The following is a 23,707-nucleotide window of genomic DNA, read 5'->3' as shown; positions in this document are numbered from 1 at the left end:
AGCGCGACGAGGAAGTGAGACGCAGTGGCCACCAGGAATCCCCCCGTACCGACCGCAGGCGCCCCGGCACCCACGAGCGGCGCCCCGCGCGACGCCTACGTGATCGGCGGCAACCGGATCCCGTTCGCGCGGGCCGGCGGGAAGTACTCCCGGGCGAGCAACCAGGAGATGTTCACCGCCGCGCTCGAAGGGCTCGTCGCGCGCTACGGGCTCCAGGGCGAGCGGCTCGGGGAGGTCGTCGGCGGCGCGGTGCTCAAGCACGCACGCGACTTCAACCTCGTGCGCGAGAGCGTGCTCGGCTCCTCGCTGTCCGCGCAGACCCCGGCGTACGACCTCCAGCAGGCGTGCGCCACCGGGCTCGAGGCGGCGATCGCCGTCTCGAACAAGATCCGGCTGGGCCAGGTCGAGTCGGGGGTCGCCGGCGGGAGCGACACGGTCTCCGACGCTCCGATCGCCGTGAGCGAAGGGCTCCGTCGCGCGCTGCTCGAAGCCAGCCACGCCAAGACCTTCGGTGCGCGCGTGAAGGCCTTCGGCTCGGTCCGCCCGTCCGACCTCGCGCCGCTGACGCCCTCGACCGACGAGCCGCGCACCGGCCTGTCGATGGGTGAGCACCAGGCGATCACCACCGCGCGCTGGGGCATCACGCGCGAGGCGCAGGACGCGCTCGCGCTCGCCTCGCACGAGCACCTGGCCGCGGCGTGGGACGCCGGGTTCTTCGACGACCTGGTCACGCCGCACCGCGGGCTCGTGCGCGACCAGAACCTGCGCGCCGACTCGTCGCTCGAGAAGCTCGCGAGGCTCAAGCCGGTCTACGGCAAGCGCCTCGGCGGGTCGCCGGACGACAGCGGCCACCGCGACGGTCCCGAGCCGACGATGACCGCGGGGAACTCGACCCCCCTGACCGACGGCGCGTCGACCGTCCTGCTCGGCTCGCGCGAGTGGGCGTCCGAGCGCAACCTCCCGCTGCTCGCGCGCGTCGTCGACGCCGAGACCGCCGCGGTCGACTACGTGCACGGCCACGAAGGGCTGCTCATGGCCCCGGCGCATGCCGTGCCACGCCTCCTGGCCCGCAACGGCCTGATGCTGGGCGACCTCGACTTCTACGAGATCCACGAGGCGTTCGCCTCGACGGTGCTCACGACGCTCGCGGCGTGGGAGGACGACGAGTACTGCCGCACCGAGCTCGGGCTCGACGGCCGGCTCGGGTCGATCGACCGCGGCCGCCTCAACGTCACCGGGTCGTCCCTCGCGGCGGGCCACCCGTTCGCCGCGACCGGCGGACGCATCGTCGCGACGGCGGCCAAGCTCGTCGCACGCAAGGCTGCCGAGACCGGCGGCACCACGCGCGCGCTCATCTCCGTGTGCGCCGCCGGCGGCCTCGGCGTCGCGATGATCCTGGAGTCGGTCCACAGCACCGACGCCACCGCCTGACGGCCCGACCGACGACCCGAGAGGAACCCCCACCGTGACCGACTCCTACGTCAAGGCCGTCAACTCCGGCTTCACCAAGACCCTCGCCAAGAAGCTCGGGCTGCCCCGCCCGGCGGTGCTCCGCCGCTTCCGCGCGGGTGATCCTCTGACCGTCGGGCCCGTGCTCGTGCTCGGCGGCACTCCCGGCGTGGCCGACGACGCCGACCGCGTCGCCGACGCGCTGCTCGGCTGGGACCTGGACGTGCGCCAGAACGCCGACGACAGCACCCGGTGGGGAGCGATCGTCGTCGTGCTCACCGAGATCGCCCGGCCCGAGGACGCGTCGCCGACCGTCCTGGCGCTCGCGGCGAACCTGCGGCGCCTCGCGCCGAACGGCCGCGTCGTGACGATCTCGCGTGCCCCCGCCGACGGCGACGACCCGGCCCTCGCCGCCGCCCGCGAGGGCGTGGACGGGTTCCTGCGCTCCGTCGCCAAGGAGCTGCGCTACGGCGCGACCGGCAACGGGGTCCAGCTCGTCACGAGCCGCGACGAGGTGCCCGTCGACGCCGTCAGCTCCCTCGCGGCACTGCGGTTCTTCCTCTCGGCACGCTCGGCGTTCGTCGACGGCCAGGTGCTCCGCGTCGGGTCGCCGGTGGCCGACGTCGGCGTGGCCGGCGCGTACTGGGACCGGCCCCTCGAGGGCAAGGTCGCCGTCGTCACCGGTGCCGCGCGCGGCATCGGCGCCCAGGTCGCCCGGACCCTCGCCCGCGACGGCGCGCGGGTCGTCGTCGTGGACGTCCCCGCCGCGGGCGAGCAGCTCACCACGGTCGCCAACGAGATCGGGGGCACCGCGCTCCAGCTCGACGTGACCGCCGACGACGCGGGCGCGCGCATCCTCGAGCACGCCCGGGCACGCCACGGCGGGCTCGACGTCCTGATCCACAACGCGGGCATCCTGCGCGACAAGCTGCTCGCCAACATGACGGCCGACAGGTGGGACGCCGTGATCGCGGTGAACCTCGCCGCCCAGGTCCGCATCTCCGAGCACCTCCTCGGCGCGAGCGGGTTCTCGGCCGAGCCGCGCATCGTCTCGCTCGCCTCGACGAGCGGTATCGCGGGCAACCGCGGCCAGTCGAACTACGCGTTCTCCAAGGCCGGGGTCATCGGGCACACGCGCGCGTTCGCGGCGCGGCTCGCGGACCTCGGCGGGACGGCGAACGCCGTCGCGCCCGGGTTCATCGAGACCGAGATGACCGCGTCGATCCCGTTCGTCACGCGCGAGGTCGCACGCCGGGTCGCCTCGCTCCAGCAGGGCGGCCGGCCGGTCGACGTCGCCGAGGCCATCGCGTTCCTCGCCTCGCCCGCGGCCACGGGCGTGAACGGGCAGGTGCTGCGCGTGTGCGGGCAGAACCTGGTGGGCCGATGAGGGTCGAGACGCTGCCGGCCGTCCCGGGACTCGGCGGGCTCTACGGCAAGGGGCTCGCGGCGTCGGGCAGACTGATGATGACCCGGCGGCTGCCGGGCGGCGGCGCGTCGGACCTCGCCCTGCCCGACGTCGCGTACCGCGTCGCGGGCGTCGCGACCGGGGACGACGCCGCGCCCGGCGCGGTCGGCAGCGCCGCGCACCTCGCGCGCTACGCGCAGGTCGTCGGCGAGGCGCCGTCGGAGCACCTGCCGGCGGGGTACCTGCACGTGCTCGGCTTCCCCCTCGCGACGGCGCTCATGGTGCGCGGCGACTTCCCCCTGTCGCTGCTGGGCATGGTCCACCTCGCCAACGCGGTCTCGCTCGTGCGGCCCGTGCGGCTCGGCGACACGCTCGAGGTGCGCGCCTGGGCCCAGGACCTGCGCCCGCACCGCAAGGGTGTCCAGGTGGACCTCGTCACCGAGATCTCGGTCGAGCGCACCGACGACGAGCGCGCCGCGGGCGTCGGCCTGCCCGCGACGACGTTCGCGTACCGCGGCGTCTCGACCTACCTGGCGAAGGGGACGCGCCTGCCCGACGACTCGGCCGGGCGGACGCCCGAGGCGCACCGGGACACGGGCCGGGACGCCCAGACGTTCCAGCCGCCGCTGCCCACGGCGCGCTGGTCTCTCGACGGCGGGACGGGCCGTGCGTACGCCGCCGTCTCCGGCGACCGCAACCCGATCCACACGTCCGCGCTCGGTGCGAAGGCGTTCGGGTTCCCGCGCGCGATCGCCCACGGCATGTACACGGCGGCGCGCGCGCTCGCCGAGTCGGGAGCGGGCCGCGGCGAGACCTACGACTGGACGGTGTCGTTCGCCAAGCCGGCCCTCCTGCCGAGCACGGTGGACGTCGCCATCCGCCCCGCGGCGGACGCGTCGGCCCGGGGACGGCAGGACGTCGAGCAGGTCGAGGCTCCCGTGCCCGACGGCGCGGGCGACCCCCGCACCGGCCTCACCTACGTCGCGTGGGACCGCGCCGGCCGTCCGCACCTGTCGGGCCGGGTCGCACCGCGCCCCTGACCGTCCGGCGGTGTCGTCGCTGAGACCCCGGGCGCGGGGTCTCAGCGACGGTTGAGCGGCACGGAACGTTGGGCGACGAAGGCGCGTGCCGACCGGCTCGTGAGCGAGACGAGCGCGCCGAGCCCCGCCGCCGCCGAGCACGCGGCAGCCCCGAGCCCGGGCAGCGAGAGCGTCCCGGATCCCGCGACGCGCGCCACGAGGACGTCGACCACGGCCAGGACCACGCCGCCGGCCGCAAGGTGCAGTGCGGCGGTCCAGGACGCCCGACCGCCCCGGGCCACGGACTGCGGGAGCGCGACGGCGACGAGCACGAGCACCACCTGGAGACCGACCAGGGCCCACGTCGCACCCGCCGACGGCTCGCGCGTCGTGCCCGCCCCGAGCAGGAGTCCGGCGCCGACCACCGCGAGCAGCACCTGGACCCCGAGCAGGCGCGAACCCGTGACCAGGGCGACGGGCGTCACCAGCAGCCTCTCCTCGCCCTGTCGCCGCGCGCACTCGCGTGCTCGCTCCGCCTCGAGCACGCGCGCCCAGTCGTCCGCTGTCCCACCGAGCCCGCCCTGCTCGAGCTCACGCTGATCCGGGTGCATCGTCCCTCTCCCCCTTGACGACCTGCCGGTCCGTCCCCTGCGAACCGGGGCAAACCTACTGTCCGCCGGAGACGTCCCGGAGGTTGTCCACAGCCCTGGCCCGAGTGCCGGGGCGACTCCTGTCCGCGTGCGAGCGGAGCGGGTCGTGCCTACCGTCGAGGTCCGACGACGAAGGAGCTGAGATGGGACTGGACGACAAGATCAAGCACTCGGCCGAGGAGGCCAAGGGCAAGGTCAAGGAGGCCACCGGCAAGGCGAAGGACGACGAGCGCCTCGAGGCCGAGGGCAAGACCGACCAGGCCTCGGCGAACATGAAGCAGGCGGGCGACGACGTCAAGGACGCGTTCAAGTAGTCGACGCCGTGCACCCGTGACGACGAGCGGGAGCGTGCCCCCACGCGCGCTCCCGCTCGTCTGCGCCGGGGCGCGCGACGCGACGGGTGCGGACGCGTGATCTGCTGCCCCAGGGTCAGGCTGGCGCCGGTCCGCAGCTCGCGGCGTCGGCCAGGAAGCCCGCCGCGGCGGTCGCGAACAGGCCCTCCAGCCCGGACCCGGCAGGCACCGGACGCGGGTCGTCGACGACGGCCCAGCAGCCGTCGACCACCTCGTACCGCACTCCCGGACCGCTCTCGACGTAGCTCCGCACCGCGCCGACGAGACGCACGACCTCGGCCCCGGTCGTCCCGACACCGACGGACGCGCGGATTGCTCCGGCGTCGTACCCGAGGCGCGCGAGCAGCGGGTGCGCGCAGAACCGGCCGTCCCGCACGCCGATGCCGTGCTCGGCCGACAGGTAGGCGGCCACGAGGCCGGGGTCGTGCCCGGCCACCGAGAACGTGACGACGCCGACGGGGTCGACGGCGTCGCTCCACACGGTCACGACCTCCACCCCGTCGATCCCCGACAGCCCGTCGACGAGCGCGTCCCGCAGCGCGGCCTCGTGCGCGCCCAGCGCGGCGGGGTCGAGCGCGGCCAGCGCGTCGCACGCCGCCGCGAGCGCGACCGTGCCGACGACGTTGGGCGAGCCCGCCTCGTGGCGCGCGGGCGCCGGCTGCCAGTCGGTCCCGTCGACGCGGACCTGGCTCACCGCACCGCCGCCGGCGAGGTACGGCGTGCCGGTGTCGAGCCAGTCCCGCCGGCCCACGAGCGCGCCCGAGCCGAACGGCGCGTACGTCTTGTGACCCGAGAACGCGACGTAGTCCGCCCCGGTGCCGGCGAGGGAGAACCCGCGGTGCGGGACGAGCTGGGCGCCGTCGAGCAGGACGCGCGCACCGGCGTCGTGCGCGATCCGCACGACCTCCGCGACGGGCAGCGACTCGCCCGTGACGTTCGAGGCGCCCGTCAGCGCGAGGAGCGCGTAGTCGAAGCGGGCGAGCTCGGCGCGCAGGCCCGAGAGGGTCTCGGCGACCGACCCGCCGCCCGCGAGGACCGTCGCCCCGCCGGTGCGCTGCCACGGCAGCAGGTTCGCGTGGTGCTCGACGTCGAGGACGAGCACCCGGCCGGGCGTGCCGTCCGCGCGGGCGGGCACGCAGCCCGCGAGGAGGTTCAGCGAGTCGGTGGTGTTGCGCGTGACGATCGTCACGTCGTCGGGCCGGGCACCGACGAACACGCCGATCGTGGCGCGCGACGCCTCGTACAGCGCGGTCGAGACCTGGGAGAGGTACCCGGCGCCGCGGTGCACGCTCGCGTACAGCGGAAGGACCTCGGTGACGCGGTCCGCGACGGACCGCAGCGCCGGCGCGGACGCCGCGACGTCGAGGTTGGCGTAGGTCACGCTGCTGCCGTCGACGAGCGGGACGAGCGTGTCGCTCCCGACGACGGGAAGCAGGGCGGGGACGTCGGCGACGGTTCGCGCGGCGGGCTGACAGTCGCGTTCGGCGAGAGCGGTCATGGGTCCTCCGATGGGTCGTCGGGGAGGTCCTCCCCGCGCTTGCCCGCACGCCGGTCGACGCGGGGCCAGGTCGTCACCCGGGGCACCCCGCCGCGAGAGGAGGGTTGCCGGCCAGCAAACCGGGGTTTTGCGCTGGCACTCATGACCTGCGTCCAGGATGGGCGAGGCCCGCGGAGCGTGTCAACCGATGGGCACGTCGTCTCGCATCCTGAGCCGGCGGAGGCCCGGCACCGGGCGCGGTGACGTACGATCCCCTCAACCATCCGGAGCGGCCGAGTGACGTGGCACGTCGACGCCGCAGCAACCCCCCGGCCCCGCCGTCGCGGCGAGGCAGGGCGCAGGGTGCTACTGCCACGACCGATGGAGGAGATCCCATGAGCGATGACCTGACCCCCCGCCCTGCCGCCGGCTACGCCGGTGACCTCACGCCTCAGCAGGCATGGGACCTGCTCGCCGCCGACGAGCGCGCCGTCCTCGTGGACGTCCGCACGGTGGGCGAGTGGCGCACCATCGGGGTGCCCGACGTCGCAGGGCTGGGCCGCGACGTCGTGTTCGACGAGTGGGTGACGCCGCAGGGCCCCAACCCGGCGTTCCTGGACGAGCTCGCGCAGGCGGGGCTCGCGCCGGGGGACGAGCGACCGGTCGTGTTCCTGTGCCGGTCCGGGCAGCGCTCGATCGGCGCGGCCCGTGCTGCCACCGGTGCCGGGCTGGGCCCCGCCTACAACGTGCTCGAGGGCTTCGAGGGCGCTCCCGGCTTCACCGGCGCGCGCGACGTCGAGGGCTGGAAGGTCCGCGGCCTGCCGACCACGACCTACTCCCCCGACCAGGCGGAGACGGACCGGTGAGCGCGGGCGACGGCGTCGGGCGACCCGTCCCCGGTGGCTCCGGCCGCAAGCCGCTGCCCGCGAGCGCCCGCCCGGCGACGCTCGCCGTGCGCGGCGGCAACGCGCGGACCGAGTTCCAGGAGACGTCCGAGGCGCTCTTCCTCACGCAGGGATACACGTACGACCGGGCGGCCGACGCCGAGGCCGCCTTCAAGGGCGAGCTCGACCGGTTCGTCTACTCCCGCTACGGCAACCCGACCGTGCACACGTTCGAGGAGCGCCTGCGCCTGATCGAGGGCGCCGAGGCGTGCTACGCGACGGCGTCGGGCATGTCGGCCGTGTTCACGTCGCTCGCGGCGCTCGTGCAGTCCGGGTCGCGGATCGTCACGGCGCGCGCGCTGTTCGGGTCGAGCGTCGTGATCTTCGACGAGATCTTCGCCAAGTGGGGCGTGCGCACCGACTACGTCGACGGCCACGTGCTGTCGCAGTGGGAGGAGGCGCTGTCCACGCCCGCGGACGTCGTGTTCTTCGAGACGCCGTCCAACCCGATGCAGGACATCGTCGACGCACGACGTGTGGCCGAGCTCGCGCACGCGGCGGGCGCCGTCGTCGTGCTCGACAACGTGTTCGCTACGCCGCTCATGCAGAAGCCGCTCGAGCTCGGCGCGGACGTCGTCGTGTACTCGGCGACCAAGCACATCGACGGGCAGGGCCGCGTGCTGGGCGGGGCGATCCTCGGGACCGAGGAGTACATCGGCGGGCCCGTGCAGACGTTCATCCGCAACACGGGCCCGACCCTCTCGGCGTTCAACGCGTGGGTCCTGCTCAAGGGCCTCGAGACGATGCCGGTGCGTGTCGCCGCGCAGAACGCCGGGGCGGAGCGGATCGCACGCGAGCTCGAGAAGCTGCCGGGCGTCGCACGCGTCCGCTACCCGTTCCTCGAGTCCCACCCGCAGGTCGAGCTCGCGCGCTCGCAGCAGACGGGCGGCGGGACGGTCGTGACGTTCGACCTCGACGTGGCACCCGGGACCGACGCGGAGACCGCCAAGAAGCGGGCCTTCACGTTCCTCGACGCGCTGCAGCTCGTGGACATCTCCAACAACCTGGGCGACGCGAAGTCGATGGTCACGCACCCCGCCACGACGACCCACCGCAAGCTGGGCCCCGAGGGCCGCGCGGCGGTCGGCATCGCGGAGACCACGATCCGCCTGTCGATCGGCCTGGAAGCCCCCGAGGACATCATCACCGACGTGACCCAGGCCCTGGGGTTCTAACCCCACCCTCCGTCGAACATGTGGTTGTGGCCTGTCCTGACGCTGGGACGGGCCACGACCGCATGCTCGACGGGGGATAGGGGCATGATCGATCTCGCTGGCGCGCGGCGGGACTAGTGTCGGAGCCGTGCCCGACGCGATCTTCGACGACCCGACACTCGCTGCGCTCTACGACCCGCTCGACCCGGACCGCTCGGACCTCGACGCGTACGCGGCGGTCGTCGACGAGCTGGGGGCGCGGTCCGTGCTGGACGTCGGCTGCGGCACGGGCACGTTCGCGTGCCTGCTCGCGCTGCGCGGGGTCGAGGTGGTCGGCGTGGACCCGGCGGGCGCGTCGCTCGACCTGGCGCGGACCAAGCCCGGCGCCGACCGGGTGCGCTGGGTGCACGGCGACGCAGCCGCACTGCTGACCCTGCCGCCGCTGCAGGTCGACCTCGCGACCATGACCGCGAACGTCGCGCAGGTGTTCCTGACCGACGACGCGTGGACCTCGACGCTGCGCGGCGTGCACGCGGCTCTCGCCCCGGGGGGACACCTGGTCCTCGAGACCCGGGTGCCCGCGGGCCGGGCCTGGGAGGGCTGGGTGCGCGACGAGACGTTCGTCCGGGTCGACGTCCCCGGCGTCGGGGTGGTCGAGAGCTGGACCGAGCTGACCGACGTCGCGCTCCCGCTCGTGTCCTTCCACGACACGACCGTCCTGCCCGACGGGCGGGTGCTCCACTCGGACTCGACGCTGCGGTTCCGCTCGCGCGAGGAGGTCGAGGCGTCGCTCGGCGCGTGCGGGTTCGTCGTCGAGGACGTCCGCGACGCGCCGGACCGGCCCGCGCGGGAGTGGGTGTTCGTCGCACGACGGAGCTGACGGCGGTGCGCGTGTGGACGACGTCTCGCCCCTGTGGGCGGCACCTCGTAGCCTCCTCGTAGCGCGTCGCCGTCCGGCCGGCGCGGTTCGGTCATGACCAACCTGACAGGGGTCCTCGTTTGCTGCACGTGCACCGGTCGGAGCGCGCGGACGCGCTGATCGCACCGCTCGCCGCCGTGCTGTCGCAGCCGCCGGAGGACCCGTTCACGCCCGACGTCGTCGCGGTGCCGACGCGGGGGGTCGAGCGGTGGCTCGCGCAGCGGCTGTCGCACCACCTCGGCACCGATCCGACGGCCGCGGCGGCACCGGGCGGCGTGTGCGCCAACGTCGACTTCCGCGGGCCGAGGCGCCTCGTGGAGCAGGTCGTCGCGGACGTCACCGGCGTGCAGCCCGACGACGACCCCTGGCGGCCCGAGCGCCTCGCGTGGTCGGTGCTCGAAGTTCTCGACGCGTGCCTCGCCGAGCCGTGGGCGGCTCCGCTCGCGCGGTACGTCGGCGACCCGGACGACGAGGTGCGGCGCGGTCGTCGGCTGACGCTCGCCAGGCACGCGGCGGACCTGCTCGTCGACTACGCGCGGCAACGCCCCGACGTCGTGCTCGGCTGGTCCGACGCGGGTCCGGTCCCTCGGTCGTCGCCGGCCGACGAGCCCGTGCCCGACGACCTCGACTGGCAGCCGCAGCTGTGGCGCCGCCTGCTCGACCGCGTGCCCGGAGCGGACCCGGCGCGGCGCGTCGAGGACGCCGTCGCCGCGCTGCGCGCGGACCCGACCCTCGTCGACCTCCCGGCGCGCCTGTCCGTGTTCGGGCCGACCCGCGTGCCGGAGGACGAGCTGCGGGTCCTGGGCGCCCTCGCCGAGCACCGCGACCTCCACCTGTGGCTCGTGCACCCCTCCCCTGCCCTCTGGGAGCGCGTCGCCGCGCACGGCGACGACGTCATCGAAAGCACCGCGCCCGACGACGCCCCGAGGGTCGTGGGCAGCCGCGCGGACGTCCCGCCGCTCGCCCGGCACCCCTTCCTCGGCTCGACGGCGCGCGACGCCGTCGAGCTGCAGCTGAGGCTGCAGGGAGCGGAGGCGACCCATCACGCGGCCGAGACGCCGCCGCCCACGCTGCTCGGCGCCCTGCAGTCCGCGCTGCGCGCCGACGCCCCCGACCAGGGGCACGTCCTCGCCCCGACGGACCGCTCCGTCCAGGTGCACGCGTGCCACGGCCGGGCGCGGCAGGTGGAGGTGCTGCGGGAGGCGCTCGTCGGGATCTTCGCCGCCGACCCGACCCTGCAGGCGCGCGACGTCATCGTGCTGTGCCCGGACATCGAGACGTTCGCCCCGCTCGTGACGGCCACGTTCGGCGCGGTCCCCGAGCTCGGCGACGACGCCCACCCGGGCCAGCGCCTGCGGGTCAGCCTCGCCGACCGCGGCGCGGCGACGACCAACCCCGTGCTCGGGCTCCTCGCTGCGCTGCTGCGCCTCGCGGACGGCCGGGTGACCGCGTCCGAGGTGCTCGACGTCGCGGCGAGCGCGCCGGTGCGGCGCAGGTTCCGCTTCTCGGACGACGACGTCGACCGCCTGCGCGGGTGGGCGGTCGAGGCCGGCGTCCACTGGGGCGAGGACGGGGAGCGGCGCACGCGGTTCGGCATCGACGCCCGCGTCCGGCAGGGCACGTGGGACGCGGCGCTGGACCGCATCCTGCTGGGCGCGGCGATGGCCGACGAGGACGCCCGGTTCGTCGGTCCCGCGCTCCCGCTCGACGACGTCGGGTCGACGGACGTGGACCTCGCCGGGCGCCTCGCGGAGCTGGCCGCCCGGCTGACCGAGGTGCTGGGCGGGCTCTCCGACGTGCATCCGCTGGGTCACTGGCTCGACACGCTCGACCGCGCGCTGACGCTCCTGGCGGAAGCGCCCCCGACCGAGGCCTGGCAGATCGGTGCCGCGCGCCGGGTCCTCGGCGACGTGCGGGCAGCGGGGTCGGCGCACGGGCAGGTACCCCTCCGCCTGGCGGACGTGCGCGCGGTGCTGGACGACCGTCTCGCCGGCCGGCCGACGCGCGCCGGGTTCCGCACCGGCGCCCTCACGGTGTGCTCCATGGAACCCATGCGCTCGGTCCCGCACCGCGTGGTGTGCCTCCTCGGGCTGGACGACGGAGCCTTCCCCCGCAACGCCACCCCGGCGGGCGACGACCTGCTCGCGCGGCACCCCGAGATCGGCGAGCGCGACGCACGCAGCGAGGACCGGCAGATCTTCCTCGACGCCGTCGCCGCCGCGGGCGACCACCTCGTCGTCGTGCACACCGGGGCCGACGAGAGGACCGGTGCCGCCCGCCCCCCGGCCGTGCCCGTCGCGGAGCTGCTCGACGCGCTGGACCGGGCGGCGACCACGTCCAGCGGCGGACCGGTGCGCGAGCACGTCGTCGTGCGGCACCCGTTGCAGACCGTCGACGAGCGCAACTTCGCCCCTGGCGCCCTGGGGGTTCCCGGGGCGTTCAGCCACGACGCCGCGGCGCTGGACGGCGCCCGCGCGGCACGTGGCGAGCGCCAGGTCGTCGGCGCGCTGGTGCCGCGGCCGCTGGACCTGCCGGTCGGCGCACCGACCGGCCGAGGGTCCGGCGCCGACGGCGGGGACGTCGAGCTCGACGACCTGGTGCGGCTGCTGGAGAACGCACCCCGGTGGTTCGCGCAGAACACCCTCGACCTGAGCCTCGTCGTGGACTCCGACGACGTGGACGACCGGCTCCCGCTGGCACTGACGGGTCTGACCGGCTGGGGCGTCGGCGACCGCGTCCTGCGGGCCGCGCTCGCCGGCGTCGACCCGGGACGAGCGATGCAGGCCGAGTGGCGCCGGGGGCAGGTCCCGCCGCGCGAGCTGGGCCGCACGGCGCTGCAGCGCGTGGTGCACTCGGTGGGCCCGCTGCGCGTCGTCGCCGTGGAGGCCGCCCGCGAGGCCGACGCCGCGGCGGGGCGACCGGCGAGCGCGGACGTGCTGCGCTCCGGGGAGACGGTGGACGTGCGTGCCGTCCTGCCGGACGGGCGTACCGTCGTCGGCACCGTGCCGGGGGTGCACGGGCGGCGTGTGGTACGGACCGAGTACTCGCGGCTCGGCCCCAAGCACCGGCTGCGTGCGTGGGCGCAGGTCCTCGCCCTCGCCGTGAGCGCGCCCGGGCAGTCGTGGGACGCGGTGACGGTCGGGCGGTCGTCCCACGGGGCCTCCGTCGCGTGGTCCACGCTCGTACCGCCGGACACCGCGACGGCGGGCACGCTGCTCGCCGACCTGGTCGCACTGCGCGACGAGGGCGCGCGCGAGCCGCTGCCGCTGCTGCCCGAGGTGTCGCTGAAGTATGCGGAGGAGCGACGCGCGAGCGACGCCCGCGACGCCGTGATGCGTGCGAGCTGGTCGTGGAACAAGGGGTTCGAGCGCAAGGACCCGTACGTGGTCCTCGCGTGGGGCCGCGACCCGCAGCTGTCCGACGTCGCCGGGCAGTCGACGCCCGCCGACCTCGACCGGCTGCCCGACGACCCGTCCCGGCTCGGCGCCGTCGCGCGCCGCGTGTGGGACCCCCTGCTGGCGAACGAGCAACGAGGTACCCGATGACCGGCCCGGAGTCCGCCGCACCGCTCGCGAACACGCACGAGGCGAGCGTGCACGAGGCGACCGCGCACGACGCAGCGCCGCGGCGCTTCGACCCGTTCGGTGCGCTCCCGACGGGGACGGTCGTGCTCGAGGCGAGCGCGGGGACGGGCAAGACGCACACGATCGCGACCCTGACGGCCCGCTACGTCGCCGAGGGCGTGGCGACGCTGCCGGAGATCATGCTCGTCACGTTCGGCCGCGCGGCCACGTCCGAGCTGCGCGACCGCGTCCGGGAACGCCTCGTCGCGACCGAGCGGGCGCTGCGCGGCCCCGACCCCGCGCAGGACCCGGACGCGTTCGTCGCGTTCCTCGCCGCGACGGACGACGCCGAGCTGGACCGGCGCCGTGACCGGCTGCGCGTCGCGCTGTCCCAGCTCGACGCCGCGACCATCACCACGACGCACGGGTTCTGCCAGCAGATGCTCCGTGCGCTCGGTACCTCGGCGGACGTGGACCTGACCACGACGTTCCTGCCGGACGTCGCGGACCTGGTCCAGGAGGTGACCGACGACCTGTACGTGCGGACCTTCGCCGACCAGGGCGAGCCACCGCTGACACCCGCGGACGTGCGCGACGTCGTGCGCAGGGCGGTGAGCGACCACGGCGCGGTGCTCGCCCCGGCCGACGCGCCCTCGGGGACGCTCGCGGCCCTGCGGCACGGCCTGGCCGTCTCCGCCCGGCGCGACGTGGAGGCGCGCAAGCGCGCGATGCACCTGCTCGACTACGACGACCTGCTCGTGCTGCTGCGACGCGCCCTGACGGATCCCGAGCACGGCGAGACAGCGGCAGGACGGGTGCGGTCCCGGTTCCGCGTCGTCATGGTCGACGAGTTCCAGGACACCGACCCGGACCAGTGGGAGATCCTGCGCACCGCGTTCCACGGGCACCGCACGCTCGTCCTCATCGGCGACCCGAAGCAGGCGATCTACGCCTTCCGCGGGGCGGACGTCGTGACGTACCTGCAGGCCGTGGAGGACGCGCAGGACACGGCGACGCTGAGCAGGAGCTGGCGCAGCGACGGCCCGTTGCTCGCCGGGCTGCACGCACTGCTCGGCGAGACGGCGCTCGGCGACCCGCGCATCGTCGTCCGGCCGGTCGACGCGGCGAACCCCTCGGCCCGTCTCGCCGGCGGGGCGCCGGTTCGGCTGCGCCAGGTCACGCGGCGGGCGTTCCGGCTCGGTGGGTCGTCCGCGCCGTCGGCCCCGGACGCGCGGTCGCTGCTCGCGAAGGACGTCGCGGCCGACGTCGCGGGCCGGCTCGGGACCGCGACGGGCGGAGACCGGGTGCTCGACCGGACCGGCAGCGCGGAGGACGGTCCGGAGCGCTGGCGGGCGCTCGAGCCTCGCGACGTCGCGGTGCTCACCCGGACGAACGCGCAGGCCGAGGCGGTGCGCTCCGCGCTCGTGGCGCTCGGGGTGCCGGCCGTCGTCTCGGGGCCGTCGAGCGTGTTCGGCTCGGCGGCCGCGCAGGACTGGCTCACGCTGCTCGCGGCGCTCGAGCAGCCCGGCCTGCACCGCCGCGCGACCGCGCTCGCGCTCACCCCGTTCGTCGGCTGGGACGCGCAGCGGCTTGCCTCGGCCGACGACGCGGACCACGACGAGCTGAGCGACACCGTCCGCGCCTGGGCGCGGCTGCTGGCGGACCGGGGTGTGTCCGCGGTCGCGGAGGTCGCGGCCCGGCGGGGCTCCACGGAACGCGTCATGACGCGGTCGGACGGCGAGCGCTACCTGACGGACCTGAGGCACGTGACGCAGGCGCTGCACGAGGCCGCGACGACCGACGGCCTGGGCACGGCGGCGCTGACCGCGTGGCTGCGCGCCCGGATCGCCGAGGTCGGGGCCGTGTTCACCGACGAGCGCACCCGCCGCCTCGAGACGGACGCCGCCGCCGTGCAGGTGGTCACGGTGCACGGGGCCAAGGGACTGGAGTTCGGGGTCGTGTACGTCCCGTTCGGCTGGGACCGGTACGAGCCGGACGACCTCGAGACGTTCGCGTTCCACGACGACCACGGGCAGCGGGTGCTGCACGTGGGCGGGGTCGGCTCCCCCGGCTACGTCGATGCCCGCAAGCGGGCGCGCGACGAGGAGCTGGGCGAGGACCTGCGTCTGCTCTACGTCGCGCTCACGCGCGCGCGCCACCAGGTGGTCGTGCACTGGACCCCGACCAAGAAGAACACGGCGTCCGGCCCGCTCACACGGCTGCTGCTCTCCGACCGCCGGCTCGGCGACGAGCCGGGACCGCACGCGCGCCCGGACGCGATGCGCGACGACGCGGTGCGGGCCGCGTTCGAAGCCGTCGCCGCACGCTCGGGCGGGACGGTCGTCGTCGAGCAGGTCGACTCCCGGCCGAAGGGCGAGCACTGGTCCCCTGCCGACGACGGCGAGACGAACCTCGCGCTCGCGACCGGCGGCCACCTGCCGGACCGCGAGTGGCGGCGCGCGTCGTACTCGGCCCTGACCGCGGCCGCACACCACGGACCCGTCGGCGGGATCGAGTCCGAGCCCGAGGACCCGGGCATCCAGGACGAGCCGGAGGAGTCGCCCGACGACGACGCCCCGGGCGTCACGGCGGGCCCGGGCACGACGGACCGGGGGGCCGGGGCCGACCGGGCGGTCGCCCCGGGTGCCGACGTACCGTCCGCGTTCGAGGGACAGCCGGGCGGGACGGCGTTCGGCACGCTCGTCCACGAGATCCTTGAGTACGTGGACACCTCCGCGGGCGACCTCGACGCGGAGGTCCTGGCCCGGTGCGCCCAGGCGGCGACGGTCCGCGTCCCCGGTGTGGAGCCGGTCGCGCTCGCGGCCGCTCTCGGCCTCGCGCTGCGCACCCCGCTCGGGCCGCTCGCGGGCGGGCTCTCGCTCGCCGAGATCGACCCTCGCGACCGGCTGCCCGAGCTCGACTTCGAGCTGCCGCTCGCCGGCGGCGACGCGACGCGGGGGATCCTGCCGTCCACCCTGCGCGACCTCGCGGGAGTCCTGCGCGCGCACCTCGCCGCCGACGACCCGTTCGCCCGCTACCCGGACCTGCTGGCGGCGCTGGCCACCGAGTCGGGGCCTGACGGGGTTCCGCTGCGCGGCTACCTCACCGGCTCGATCGACGCCGTGCTGCGCGTTCCCGCGACGCACGCGGACGGCCCGGCGGATCCCGCGCGCTGCCGCTATCTCGTCGTGGACTACAAGACGAACCGCGTCGGGCCGCCCGGGGCACCGTTGACGGTCGCCGACTACCGCCCCGAGGCGACGTGCGACGCGATGCTCGCGTCGCACTACCCGCTGCAGCTCGTGCTGTACCTCGTCGCGCTGCACCGGTACCTGCGCTGGCGCGTGCCCGGCTACGACCCGGACCGCGACCTCGCGGGCGGCGCTTATCTGTTCGTGCGCGGCATGGCCGGCCCGGACACCCCGGTCGGGCCCGACGGCGCCCCCTACGGCGTCGTCGCGTGGACGCCTCCACAGGGGCTCGTCGTCGCCCTGTCCGCCCTGCTCGACGGAGGTCGCGAGTGAGCACCACCACGCACGCCCCCACCCCGGCCGCCGTTCCGACGCCCGAGCCGACCGACGAGGGGGACCCGCGCCTCGCCGTCGGCGCCCCCGCGTGGCTCGCCACCTTCAACGTCGCGCGCGTCGTCTCCGCGGCGGACCTGCGCGTCGCGCTGCGCCTCGGCCGCCTGACGGGCGAGGGCGACGACCGCGTGCTGCTCGCCGTCGCGCTCGCCGTGCGCGCCGTGCGCAGCGGATCGGTGTGCGTGCGGCTCGCCGACCTCGACTCGCTGCGGCGGCCCGAGGACGAGGAGTCGGTGGGCGTGGACACGGACCACCTGCCGTGGCCCCCCGCCGACGAGTGGGCCGAGGCCGTCGCGCGCAGCCCGCTCGTCGCGGCGGGCGTGGACGGACCGGACGACCGGCCGGTGCGCTGGGTCGGCGGCATGCTCTACCTCGACCGGTACTGGCGCGACGAGCTGGCTGTGCGGCACGACGTCGACGGTCGGCTCACCGCGGTGGACCTGCCCGTCGACGACGCACGTCTGGCCGCTGCCCTCGACCGGCTGTTCCCCGCCGAGCAGGACTCCCGGCAGCGCCTCGCCGCCGCTCACGCCGCGCACCGCCGGCTCACCGTCCTCACGGGCGGGCCGGGCACCGGCAAGACCACGACGGTCGCCCGCCTGCTCGCCGTCCTGCACGACGCCGCCCGGCCGGACGGGGCGCAGGGCCCCCCGCCGGGCGCGCCTCGGGTGCCCGGATCGGTCGGCGCGCACGCGTCCCGGCCTTCGGGGCTGCGCGTCGCGCTCGCGGCGCCGACGGGCAAGGCGGCGGCTCGGCTCCAGGAGGCGGTCCGCGACGTGGTCTCCCGGTTCGACGACCCCACCGACCGCGACCGGGTCGGAGCACCCATCGCGTCCACGCTGCACCGGCTGCTCGGCTTCCGCCCCGGGAGCACCACCCGGTTCAAGCACGACGCTCATCACCACCTGCCGCACGACGTGGTGGTCGTCGACGAGACGTCGATGGTCGCGTTGCCGCTGATGGCCAGACTCCTGGAGGCGATGCGCCCCGACGCGAGGCTCGTCCTCGTGGGCGACCCGGACCAGCTCGCGTCGGTCGAGGCGGGAGCGGTGCTCGGCGACCTGGTGAACCGCTCCCCGGTGGCCCCGCCCCCGAGCGCGCCCGCCGTCCTCGCCGCGGCGGACACGGCTCTGGTCGATGCGCCGCCTCTCCTGCCGGACGAGGTGGACGACCGTTCGGCGTTGAGCAACGGCGTCGTGCGGCTGCGCACGGTGCACCGTCAGGACCAGGACTCGGAGATCCTGCCGCTCGCCGCCGCGATCAAGGCGGGCAGGGCGGACGACGTCCTCGCGCTGCTGCGTGCGGGCGACCGCACCGTGCAGTTCTTCGAGTCCCCGGACGGCGAGCCCGACGACGCGGCCGTCGCCGAGATCCGGACCGACGCCGTCGACGCCGGTGCCCGCCTGGTCGCCGCCGCCCGCGCGGGCGACGCCACCGGGGCCCTGGCAGCGCTCGCCGAGCACCGCGTCATGGTGGCGCACCGCCGGGGCCCTGCGGGCCGGGGTCGCTGGGCGGCGCAGGTCGAGGCGTGGGTCGAAGAGGCCACCGATCGGCCCGCGACCGACAACCCGTGGGTCGCGGGGCGCCCGTTGATCGTCACGACGAACGCCCCGGACGTCGGGCTCTACAACGGCGACACCGGCGTCCTCGTGGCCGACGGCGACGCGTCCGGTGTCGTCGCGGTGTTCGGCGACCCCGACGCCCCGGTGCGCGTGCGCACGCACCGGCTCCCGCCCGTCGAGTCGGTCCACGCGATGACCGTCCACCGCGCCCAGGGCAGCCAGTTCCGCCGCGTCACGCTCCTGCTCCCGCCGGAGACCTCCCCGCTCCTGACCCGGGAGCTGCTGTACACGGCGGTCACCCGGGCCCAGGAGGGCGTCCGGGTGGTGGGCAGCGAGGCCGCGGTGCGGGCCGCCGTCGCGCATCCGGTGCGGAGGGCGAGCGGGCTGCGCGAGCCGCTCGGCCCGTGACGTCCGTCCGCAGGACCGACCTCGACCCTCCTGGAGGAACCGTGCCGAAGAACGTCACCCTCGTCCGCTCGTCCGCGCTGTCGGACGTCGCCCAGTACGCCTACGCCGCGACGGTCACCGCGGGCACCCGACTCGTCTTCCTCGCCGGTGCGTGCCCTCTCGACGCGGACGGGCGCACGGTCGCACCCGGGGACCACGCCGCGCAGGCGGCGCAGTGCATCGAGAACGTGCTGCTCGCCCTCGACGCGGCGGGCGCCACCCTGGAGGACGTCGTGAGCACGCGCGTCCTCGTCGCGTCGTCGCGCCAGGACGACCTCGTCGCCGCATGGGACGTCGTGCGTGCTGCGTTCGGCGACCACGACGTGCCCAGCACGCTGCTCGGCGTCACCGTCCTCGGCTACGCGGACCAGCTCGTGGAGATCGAGGCGGTCGCCGCGATCCGGGACTGACACCAGTTGCTGCGTCCCCCTCACTCGAAGCCGGGGTACTCCCAGGGCGAGACGTCGAACAGGGCGCGCGACGCCGCGTCGCCGTCCACGAGGCGGTCGACCACGTGCTGGTGCAGCACCTCGGCGCCCTCGCGCGTGAACGACGAGCTGAACAGCCCGCCCGGCTCGACGCGTGTGGAGTACATGAGCGGCATGCGACCCTCGGACCGGTCGTACCCGACCCAGCGCGTGAAGACCGACCAGCCGCCGACGACGTCGAGGCCGATCACGGAGCGGTCGTCCGCGCGCAGCTCGTGCCATGTGCGTTCGTCGATCGGCACGCCGTCGAAGTCGTAGTACAGCACCACGTCCGCGTGGAAGTTGATGTCCTCGTCCACGGCCGCTCCCCTCGCCCCAGGGCCGTCCGGTGCGCAGCCTCGTCGTCGTTGCACCGGCCTCGTCCAGCGATGATGCAACGTCCGCACGGTCGGCGCCATTCGACACGACGGGACCCTCCTCACCAGGATGAACACCGCTGCTCGCCCGCCACGGGCCGACATCCGCCCGGCATCCCACCAGCCATCCGACCAGCATCCGACCAGCCCGGAATAGTCGCTCCGGGCGTCGGGGTTGACACCGGTGATGAGCACCTCGCCCGGCGTCACGCCGTCCCCCCGCCTGTCCGTCCTCGACCTCGTCCCGGTCCGTTCGGGCCAGACCACCGCGCACGCGGTGGCCGCGTCGCTCGACCTGGCCCGCCTCGCGGACCGCCTCGGGTTCGAGCGCTACTGGTTCGCCGAGCACCACAACATGCCCGCCGTGGCCGCGTCCACACCGCCGGTGATGATCGCCGCGGCGGCGTCGGTGACGCAGCGCATCCGCGTCGGGTCCGGTGGTGTCATGCTGCCGAACCACGCGCCGCTCGTCGTCGCGGAGCAGTTCGCTGCGCTGGAGGCGATCGCGCCCGGGCGCATCGACCTCGGCCTGGGCCGCGCGCCCGGCTCCGACCCGGTCGTCACCCAGCTGCTGCGCGCGACCGGCCCGACGGCCGACGTCGACCGCTTCCCGCAGCACGTGACGGACATCCTCGCCCTCATGAGCCCTGACGGTGCGCAGCTGCGCCTCACGAGCGGGCAGGTCTACGACGTGCGCGCGACGCCCGCCGCCGAGAGCACCCCGACGGTCTGGCTGCTCGGGTCGAGCGACTACTCCGCGCGCCTCGCCGCCGAGCTGGGCCTGCCCTACGTGTTCGCGAACCACTTCTCCGGCCAGGGCGTCGACGAGATCCTCGCGCTCTACCGCGACGGCTTCCGCCCGAGCGAGGCGAACCCCGAGCCGCGGACGTTCCTCACGCTCAACGCGGCCGTCGCGGAGACCGACGACGAGGCGCGCGCCCGCGCGCTCCCCCAGGCGCGGATGATGGCCCGGATGCGCACGGGCAAGCCGCTCACGTCCCTGGAGACTGTCGAGGACGCGCTGGCGGCCCCGCTCGACGCGCTGGCGGAGCAGATGGTCGAGGACCAGCTGCGCCGGTGGGCGGTCGGCACGCCCGACGCATCGGCCGCCGAGATCCGTCGCCTGGCCGAGAGGCACGGCGTCGAAGAGGTCATGATCGTCCCGGTCGCGGCATCCCGCACGGACGAGCCGCTCGACAAGACCCCGGGCCGCACCCAGACCCTCGAGCTCCTGGCCGCCGCCCTCCGCCCCTGACCCCTCCTGCCCCGACCCCGACCCCGACCCGCCCGCCCCTCCCCGCCCCTCCCCCCTCCCCGCTCGCCGTCGAACACGCCATGAGGGTCGTTCTGAGCCGCTTCGCGACCTTCAGGTCGTGTCGACGGCGGGTGGCGGCGTGGTCGGCGGCCGGGGGTGGCGGGCAGCGGGTTGGGGTAGCGTCGCCGGGTGATGTACGACGACGTTGACTGGCACTCCGGCGGCGAAGGGCTTCCCGCGGACGTCGGGCCCGGGGGCGCTGCGACCCACATCGGTGTGTTCCTCGCCTGGGCGGTGCTCGAGGGCCACGCGTCCGCCGACCTGCTGCGCGACGCCACCGACGAGGTCGTCGGGCTGCGTGCGCGAGCGGCCACCGGTGCCCGGCTCGTCCTGGCCCGCGGCGGTGCCCTCACCGACGCCGACCTCGACGACGACGCGGCAGCGTTCGCCGCCGCCTACTACACCGGCGACGAGGACGACCCGGACGGCGCCGGTCTCTACCTCGAGGACTACGTCGACGCGGCGAGCCCCGACGCCGGCGATCCCGAGGACGTCTATCGCGTCCCGGACACGTGGGAGACCTACGACCTCGTCGGCCCGCTGATCAGCGCCCGGTTCTCGCAGTGGGAGGACGAGGGTCGCCCCGCGGTCCTGCGTCAGCGCGGATGAGTGCTGCGACCGTCCGGACCGCTCTCGATGTCCCAGTACGACGAGCGAAGGGCCTTCTCGACACCCACCTCCTGCTCTGGGCGGGGCTGCCACCGGTGCATCGCTACCCGTCTCATCGCCTCCTCGTCGCGCAGGCGATCACCGAGGGGATCCCGCTGGGCACCCACGACGCGGCTCTCGACCGCTCCCCCGGCCCGATCCAGGTCGCCTGAGCCGTGCCCTCCCCCACGCCCGTCACGCCGCTCGTCTCGGTGCTGCGCGCCGACAACCCCGGCCCCATGACGCTCGACGGCACGCGCTCGTACGTGCTGCGAGCTCCCGGTGCCGCCGGGTGCGTCGTCGTGGATCCCGGGCCCGACGACGACGCGCACCTCCGCGCGCTCGCCGCGGCCGGCCCGGTCGAGCTGGTCCTCGTCACGCACCGCCACTCCGACCACACCGCCGGGTCCGCCCGGCTGCACGCGCTCACCGGCGCACCGGTCCGCGGCGCCGAGCCCGCCTCCTGCCATGCCGGCCCGCCGCTCGTCGGCGGCGAGACGATCACGGCCTCCGGCGTGCGCATCCACGCCCTCGCCACGCCCGGCCACACGGCGGACTCCGTCTGCCTCGTCCTGCCCGACGACGGCCCGCCCCTCTCGGCACCGCGTGCACCGGCCGCGGGGGGCGGGGAGGACGCGCCCCGGCGGGCCGGCCACGCGGCGTCGGGCAGCGTGCTCACAGGCGACACCGTGCTCGGCACGGGCACCACGGTCATCGCCGAGCCCGACGGCGCGCTCGGCGCGTACCTCGCGAGCCTGGACGCGATCCAGGACGCCGCCGACCGGCTCGGGGGCGGGCGGCCCGTCACCGGCCTGCCCGGGCACGGGCCCGTGATCGACGACCTCGCCGCACGCGTACGGGCGTACCGCGAGCACCGCCTCGACCGGCTGACCCAGGTGCGTGCCGCGCTCGCCTCGCTCGGCGTCACCGCCGGCGACCCGCTCGCCGTCGAGCGCGTGACCGCGCGCGTCTACGCCGACGTCGACGCGTCCGTGCTCGGTGCCGCGCGGCAGAGCGTCGCGGCCCAGCTCGCGTTCCTGCAGCGGGCGCAGCAGGTGGCGGTCCGGCGACCACGAGGACGTTCTCGCGGGCGGCGCACCTCGCTGTGAGCGTCGGCAGAGTGTCGGCGGTGTCGGCGGTGTCGGGCACGATGGGCGCATGAAGGCTCCTCGGCTCGGTATCGCGTTCGTCCCCACCCACTCCCCGGAGAGCCTGCGGGCGCTCGCGACGGGCGCGGAGGCCGCGGGCCTCGACGACCTGTGGGTGTGGGAGGACTGCTTCAAGCAGAGCGGGCTCACGTCGGCAGCAGCGGCGCTCGCGTGGACGGACCGGCTGCGGGTCGGCCTGGGTCTCATGCCCGCGCCGCTGCGCAGCACCGCGATCACGGCGATGGAGGTCGCGACGCTCGGGCGCGCGTTCCCGGGCCGGTTCGTCCCGGGCGTCGGGCACGGCGTGCAGGACTGGATGGAGCAGGCGGGCGTGCGGGCCGCGTCACCGCTGACCCTGCTGCGCGAGCACACGGTCGCGCTGCGTGCGCTGCTCGCGGGCGAGGAGGTCACGACGTCGGGCCGGTACGTGAACCTCGACCGCGTGCGCCTCGACTGGCCGCCGGTCGAGCGGGTGCCGCTGTGGCTCGGCGGGGTCGGACCGCGGTCGGTAGCGCTCGCCGGCGAGCTGGGCGACGGCCTCATCCTCGCGAACGCCTACACCCCGACGGAGGTGCGGGCGATCGCGGACGCCGCGTCGTCGGCTGCACGTGACGCCGGCCGGACCGGCCTCGACGTGCAGGCCACGGTCATCGCCGCGACCGGCCGGGACGCGCAGGAGCGCGTGGACCGCGAGGTGCCGCTGTGGGGGCGCGAGGCCGGCATCGGTATCGGGGCGGCGGGCGACGCGCGCGCCGTGGCGGACGCCGTGCTCGCGATGGCGCACGCGGGTGCCACCGCGGTCGCGATCCAGCCGACCGCCGACGAGCCCGACCTCGCCGGCTTCGTGCGGTTCCTCGGCCGCGAGGTCCGGCCCCTGGTCGTCGCGGGCTGACCGCCGGACCCGGCGGTCTACCGACCCGGGATCAGCGCCCGACGGGCCGTCGCTGTGCGCGCCGCCGCTCGTGCAGCGCGTGCACGAGCACGACCGTCGCGCTCACGAGCACCACGGCGGCGGCGGCCACGACGAGGCGGACGGGGAACGACGCGTAGAGGTCGGTGACCTCGGTGACGGGCAGACCCCAGGCGACGGCGGTCTCGCGGACCTGCTCGGCGGTCGCGCCCAGCCGACCGGGGACCAGGGCGGCGACGCCGAGGACCCACCCGAGAAGCTGGCCCACGAGCCCGGGCACGGTAGAGATACCCGCGACGGCAGGAAGCATGCATCG

General features: G+C 75.6%; 20 protein-coding genes and 1 riboswitch. Of the genes, 16 read left to right on the top strand and 4 right to left on the bottom strand.

The annotated features are described in order from the left end of the window. Positions 1 to 24 precede the first annotated feature (24 nt). Genes IF651_RS06965 through IF651_RS06955 form a run of 3 tightly spaced genes read left to right on the top strand, consistent with a single transcriptional unit; the run spans position 25 to position 3,894 of the window. Positions 25 to 1,431 carry an acetyl-CoA C-acetyltransferase gene (locus IF651_RS06965; RefSeq protein ID WP_191828375.1) on the top strand — a complete coding sequence of 469 codons (1,407 nt, stop codon included), beginning with the start codon at positions 25 to 27 and terminating at the stop codon, positions 1,429 to 1,431. 34 nt (positions 1,432 to 1,465) lie between these two features. Then, a complete protein-coding gene (locus tag IF651_RS06960) occupies positions 1,466 to 2,836 on the top strand; it encodes a 3-oxoacyl-ACP reductase (RefSeq protein ID WP_191828374.1) in 1,371 nt (456 codons plus the stop codon). Further along, positions 2,833 to 3,894: a MaoC/PaaZ C-terminal domain-containing protein gene (locus IF651_RS06955; RefSeq protein ID WP_191828373.1), complete on the top strand. Its 1,062-nt coding sequence runs from the start codon at positions 2,833 to 2,835 to the stop codon at positions 3,892 to 3,894. Before IF651_RS06960 ends, IF651_RS06955 begins: the two co-directional genes overlap by 4 nt. A gap of 41 nt (positions 3,895 to 3,935) precedes the next feature. Here the strand turns inward: IF651_RS06955 and IF651_RS06950 are convergent, their stop codons facing one another. Then, positions 3,936 to 4,484 carry a hypothetical protein gene (locus IF651_RS06950; protein ID WP_191828372.1) on the bottom strand — a complete coding sequence of 183 codons (549 nt, stop codon included), beginning with the start codon at positions 4,482 to 4,484 and terminating at the stop codon, positions 3,936 to 3,938. A gap of 182 nt (positions 4,485 to 4,666) precedes the next feature. Between IF651_RS06950 and IF651_RS06945 the strand changes: the two genes are divergently transcribed. After that, the gene (locus IF651_RS06945) at positions 4,667 to 4,837 is read left to right on the top strand and encodes a CsbD family protein (protein ID WP_191828371.1); all 171 of its coding nucleotides are present in this window, start codon (positions 4,667 to 4,669) and stop codon (positions 4,835 to 4,837) included. Positions 4,838 to 4,952: 115 nt separating this feature from the next. Here the strand turns inward: IF651_RS06945 and IF651_RS06940 are convergent, their stop codons facing one another. After that, entirely contained in the window at positions 4,953 to 6,374 is a 1,422-nt protein-coding gene (locus IF651_RS06940) for an aminotransferase class V-fold PLP-dependent enzyme (RefSeq protein WP_191828370.1), read from the bottom strand. 30 nt (positions 6,375 to 6,404) lie between these two features. Further along, positions 6,405 to 6,521, bottom strand: a riboswitch (SAM riboswitch). 227 nt (positions 6,522 to 6,748) lie between these two features. Between IF651_RS06940 and IF651_RS06935 the strand changes: the two genes are divergently transcribed. The 7 genes from IF651_RS06935 to IF651_RS06905 all read left to right on the top strand — a co-directional run bounded on the left by IF651_RS06935 (position 6,749) and on the right by IF651_RS06905 (position 18,936). Further along, positions 6,749 to 7,219 carry a rhodanese-like domain-containing protein gene (locus IF651_RS06935; protein WP_191828369.1) on the top strand — a complete coding sequence of 157 codons (471 nt, stop codon included), beginning with the start codon at positions 6,749 to 6,751 and terminating at the stop codon, positions 7,217 to 7,219. Next, entirely contained in the window at positions 7,216 to 8,472 is a 1,257-nt protein-coding gene (locus tag IF651_RS06930) for an O-succinylhomoserine sulfhydrylase (RefSeq protein ID WP_191828368.1), read from the top strand. The genes IF651_RS06935 and IF651_RS06930 overlap by 4 nt, the downstream gene beginning before the upstream one ends. A gap of 127 nt (positions 8,473 to 8,599) precedes the next feature. Then, positions 8,600 to 9,331 (top strand): methyltransferase domain-containing protein, encoded by a 732-nt coding sequence (locus IF651_RS06925; RefSeq protein WP_191828367.1) that lies wholly within the window; start codon positions 8,600 to 8,602, stop codon positions 9,329 to 9,331. Positions 9,332 to 9,459: 128 nt separating this feature from the next. Then, positions 9,460 to 12,915: an exodeoxyribonuclease V subunit gamma gene (gene recC / locus IF651_RS06920; RefSeq protein WP_338403833.1), complete on the top strand. Its 3,456-nt coding sequence runs from the start codon at positions 9,460 to 9,462 to the stop codon at positions 12,913 to 12,915. Continuing rightward, complete coding sequence (locus IF651_RS06915) at positions 12,912 to 16,457, top strand: UvrD-helicase domain-containing protein (RefSeq protein ID WP_191828365.1); 3,546 nt, start codon at positions 12,912 to 12,914, stop codon at positions 16,455 to 16,457. The genes recC and IF651_RS06915 overlap by 4 nt, the downstream gene beginning before the upstream one ends. Beyond that, a complete protein-coding gene (gene recD / locus IF651_RS06910; RefSeq protein WP_191828364.1) occupies positions 16,454 to 18,487 on the top strand; it encodes an exodeoxyribonuclease V subunit alpha in 2,034 nt (677 codons plus the stop codon). Before IF651_RS06915 ends, recD begins: the two co-directional genes overlap by 4 nt. Before the next feature lie 41 nt (positions 18,488 to 18,528). Next, positions 18,529 to 18,936, top strand: a complete 408-nt coding sequence (locus tag IF651_RS06905) for a Rid family hydrolase (protein ID WP_191828363.1) — start codon at positions 18,529 to 18,531, stop codon at positions 18,934 to 18,936. A gap of 20 nt (positions 18,937 to 18,956) precedes the next feature. On the opposite strand, the gene IF651_RS06900 is transcribed toward IF651_RS06905, so the two are convergent. Continuing rightward, positions 18,957 to 19,313, bottom strand: a complete 357-nt coding sequence (locus IF651_RS06900) for a hypothetical protein (RefSeq protein ID WP_191828362.1) — start codon at positions 19,311 to 19,313, stop codon at positions 18,957 to 18,959. 244 nt (positions 19,314 to 19,557) lie between these two features. Between IF651_RS06900 and IF651_RS06895 the strand changes: the two genes are divergently transcribed. The 5 genes from IF651_RS06895 to IF651_RS06875 all read left to right on the top strand — a co-directional run bounded on the left by IF651_RS06895 (position 19,558) and on the right by IF651_RS06875 (position 23,373). Beyond that, a complete protein-coding gene (locus tag IF651_RS06895) occupies positions 19,558 to 20,625 on the top strand; it encodes an LLM class flavin-dependent oxidoreductase (protein WP_191828361.1) in 1,068 nt (355 codons plus the stop codon). A gap of 192 nt (positions 20,626 to 20,817) precedes the next feature. Next, positions 20,818 to 21,294, top strand: coding sequence for a DUF7832 domain-containing protein (locus IF651_RS06890; RefSeq protein WP_191828360.1), 477 nt, complete (start codon positions 20,818 to 20,820; stop codon positions 21,292 to 21,294). After that, positions 21,291 to 21,506: a PIN domain-containing protein gene (locus tag IF651_RS06885; RefSeq protein WP_191828359.1), complete on the top strand. Its 216-nt coding sequence runs from the start codon at positions 21,291 to 21,293 to the stop codon at positions 21,504 to 21,506. The genes IF651_RS06890 and IF651_RS06885 overlap by 4 nt, the downstream gene beginning before the upstream one ends. A gap of 3 nt (positions 21,507 to 21,509) precedes the next feature. Further along, positions 21,510 to 22,442: an MBL fold metallo-hydrolase gene (locus IF651_RS06880; RefSeq protein WP_422110454.1), complete on the top strand. Its 933-nt coding sequence runs from the start codon at positions 21,510 to 21,512 to the stop codon at positions 22,440 to 22,442. A gap of 49 nt (positions 22,443 to 22,491) precedes the next feature. Beyond that, entirely contained in the window at positions 22,492 to 23,373 is an 882-nt protein-coding gene (locus tag IF651_RS06875; RefSeq protein WP_191828358.1) for an LLM class flavin-dependent oxidoreductase, read from the top strand. Between the two features lie 31 nt (positions 23,374 to 23,404). On the opposite strand, the gene IF651_RS06870 is transcribed toward IF651_RS06875, so the two are convergent. Then, positions 23,405 to 23,701: a hypothetical protein gene (locus tag IF651_RS06870; protein WP_191828357.1), complete on the bottom strand. Its 297-nt coding sequence runs from the start codon at positions 23,699 to 23,701 to the stop codon at positions 23,405 to 23,407. Positions 23,702 to 23,707 lie beyond the last annotated feature (6 nt).

The organism is Cellulosimicrobium arenosum, from assembly GCF_014837295.1.
GTDB lineage: Bacteria > Actinomycetota > Actinomycetes > Actinomycetales > Cellulomonadaceae > Cellulosimicrobium > Cellulosimicrobium arenosum.
The sequence above is the reverse complement of the archived record's forward strand: the minus strand, read 5'-3'. Positions and strand labels throughout refer to the sequence as shown.

Coding starts and splice junctions, on each gene's coding strand:
- IF651_RS06955 (WP_191828373.1), top strand. CDS start 2,833: ATGAGGGTCGAGACGCTGCCGGCCGTCCCGGGACTCGGCGGGCTCTAC.
- IF651_RS06950 (WP_191828372.1), bottom strand. CDS start 4,484: ATGCACCCGGATCAGCGTGAGCTCGAGCAGGGCGGGCTCGGTGGGACA.
- IF651_RS06945 (WP_191828371.1), top strand. CDS start 4,667: ATGGGACTGGACGACAAGATCAAGCACTCGGCCGAGGAGGCCAAGGGC.
- IF651_RS06940 (WP_191828370.1), bottom strand. CDS start 6,374: ATGACCGCTCTCGCCGAACGCGACTGTCAGCCCGCCGCGCGAACCGTC.
- IF651_RS06935 (WP_191828369.1), top strand. CDS start 6,749: ATGAGCGATGACCTGACCCCCCGCCCTGCCGCCGGCTACGCCGGTGAC.
- IF651_RS06915 (WP_191828365.1), top strand. CDS start 12,912: ATGACCGGCCCGGAGTCCGCCGCACCGCTCGCGAACACGCACGAGGCG.
- IF651_RS06895 (WP_191828361.1), top strand. CDS start 19,558: ATGAGCACCTCGCCCGGCGTCACGCCGTCCCCCCGCCTGTCCGTCCTC.
- IF651_RS06890 (WP_191828360.1), top strand. CDS start 20,818: ATGTACGACGACGTTGACTGGCACTCCGGCGGCGAAGGGCTTCCCGCG.
- IF651_RS06885 (WP_191828359.1), top strand. CDS start 21,291: ATGAGTGCTGCGACCGTCCGGACCGCTCTCGATGTCCCAGTACGACGA.
- IF651_RS06875 (WP_191828358.1), top strand. CDS start 22,492: ATGAAGGCTCCTCGGCTCGGTATCGCGTTCGTCCCCACCCACTCCCCG.
- IF651_RS06870 (WP_191828357.1), bottom strand. CDS start 23,701: ATGCTTCCTGCCGTCGCGGGTATCTCTACCGTGCCCGGGCTCGTGGGC.